Source organism: Pararhizobium sp. P1_E7 (assembly GCF_056405855.1).
In genome coordinates this window covers 1-1,900 of the sequence record NZ_JBFUBH010000191.1, presented here as the reverse complement: position 1 = coordinate 1,900, position 1,900 = coordinate 1, and the positions used below count along the sequence as shown (strand labels likewise).

The following is a 1,900-nucleotide window of genomic DNA, read 5'->3' as shown; positions in this document are numbered from 1 at the left end:
GTTCAAAGCAGGCGACGCCGTGTTCGGGGTGACGAATCCTAGATTTATCGGAGCTTATTCCGACTACGCAGTTGTCGAGGCTTCGATGGCTGGTCACAAACCTGTCACCATCGATGACGTCGCAGCGGCGTCGGTTCCCGTTATCGCCGTCACGGCCAAGCAAGCCATGTTCGCGCATGCCCACCTGACGGCGGGGCAAACGGTCCTCATTCACGGCGCGGGAGGAAACGTCGGTGCATTCGCCATCCAGCTCGCTGCGAGGGCAAAATTGAACGTGATCGCCACGTGCGCGACGGAAGACATCGACAACGTGAAGCGGCTCGGCGCCGCCACTGTCATCGACTACACGAGAGACAAGTTCGACGACGTCGTAAGTGACGTCGATGCGGTTATCGATCTCGTAGGCGGAGAAACCCAGGTTCGGTCCTTTAGCGTCATCCGCCGCGGGGGTTACCTCATCTCGGCGGTCTCCAAGCCCGACAAAGACCTCGCGGAGAAGTACGGGGTCAATGCCATGTTTTTCTTGGTCGCCGTCACGACCGGAGACCTCGTGGACATCGCTGCGGCGATGGAAGTTGGCGAACTGGAGACCCAAGTCGGCGAAGTCATGCCGCTTTCGCAAGCCGCTGTTGCCCATGAAATGCTGGAAGGCCGCCGTCCGCGTCGAAAAGGGAAGATTGTCCTTACGGTCGATCGACGGCGGCTTTGATTGATCAGGCAAGGCAGATTGCGAACCGAAATGCAAATTCGCGGCCGCAATGTCACATGTTTTTGGGTTTAACCGTGGCTCGAATGGATGCTGGGAGCTGCTTAGCTCCCACATGGAGGTCCAATGGCTCAGGGCGCATACGGCGAAAGACTAAGGGAGACGTTCAAAGTTAGGGCGGCTCCAGTTTTTGTTACACGAACGCTCAAGAAGGCGAAGATCGCCGTCACAGAAATAAGATGCGATATCGAGAACAATGGCCTGTCGGAGAAGATTCCTTCTGAAGACGCGATGCTCATGATGATCCGGGTGCGCGACGTTCCCGCGCATGATCTCTTCCTTGATGGCCGCCAGCTGCGGACCGACCACCTTCCGGTGGGAACAGCCAACATCTATGATCTAAGGACGGTACCGGTCGCCAATAGATTCGCCGGTGTAGGCGCATACTGTCCAGTCGTCGGCCGGAGGAACCAACATACAGCCGATCAAAGCCCGAAGCAGGATGGCGACTACGACTACCGATTTCTCGATTGTCAGGAAGCCATTGAGGATAAGATTCAACAGGTCATGGAAGAAGCAATCCGCGCCGGATGGACCCGTGAAGAGGCGGCAGCGGCACTTGTCGAAGTTGCCGATTTGCTGAGGGAACTGGCGATCGAAAATAGGACGGCGAATAACGACACCGCGAACTGAATCGCTCTAGACTCTCTGCCCCCTGATCTTTGTCGCCTACTTCGCCTTGCGCTCGTTTCTTCCATTTCGCTCGAACCGAAAGTACGTCATGACTCTCTCATTTCCCAATAGTGCCCGCAGTTATGACGAAACCCACAGGCGCGTTCGCTTTACCGGTTACGATGGAATGTTTGAGGTCAAATTTTTCGTGACCGTCGATGTTCTCGCCAAGGGATTGGCTCTGAGAACCCCGTCAGAACGAGAATATCTCGAAGCCTTCGACAAGATGCGAGCAAAAATCCTGGACACCGCGAAGCGCGCATACAACTCCAAACCGCAAGCGACAATTCTGCTGGATGTATCGAACTTCAGGTAAACCCTGAACGCCCCAACGCCGAGCAGAGGAAACAGTCGGGTTCTGTTGCAAACGCGTCAGCGCCACAATCAGCCCACGCCAATTGCGTTCGACAAGCTTGGGTTCGGGGAGCCAGTGGCGCAAACCTGTCGTTCGGTGTTCAACGG

At 56.1% G+C, this 1,900-nt stretch carries 3 protein-coding genes; all 3 read left to right on the top strand.

Translation table 11 applies throughout. The features are described 5' to 3' along the window. The coding region (locus AC1D17_RS28785) for an NADP-dependent oxidoreductase (RefSeq protein WP_477568610.1) at positions 1-709 on the top strand (709 nt) is incomplete at its 5' end. Positions 710-832: 123 nt separating this feature from the next. Next, positions 833-1,399 carry a hypothetical protein gene (locus AC1D17_RS28780; RefSeq protein ID WP_477568609.1) on the top strand — a complete coding sequence of 189 codons (567 nt, stop codon included), beginning with the start codon at positions 833-835 and terminating at the stop codon, positions 1,397-1,399. An 88-nt stretch (positions 1,400-1,487) separates the two neighbouring features. Beyond that, entirely contained in the window at positions 1,488-1,754 is a 267-nt protein-coding gene (locus tag AC1D17_RS28775) for a DUF1488 family protein (protein ID WP_477568608.1), read from the top strand. Positions 1,755-1,900 lie beyond the last annotated feature (146 nt).

Coding starts and splice junctions, on each gene's coding strand:
- AC1D17_RS28780 (WP_477568609.1), top strand. CDS start 833: ATGGCTCAGGGCGCATACGGCGAAAGACTAAGGGAGACGTTCAAAGTT.
- AC1D17_RS28775 (WP_477568608.1), top strand. CDS start 1,488: ATGACTCTCTCATTTCCCAATAGTGCCCGCAGTTATGACGAAACCCAC.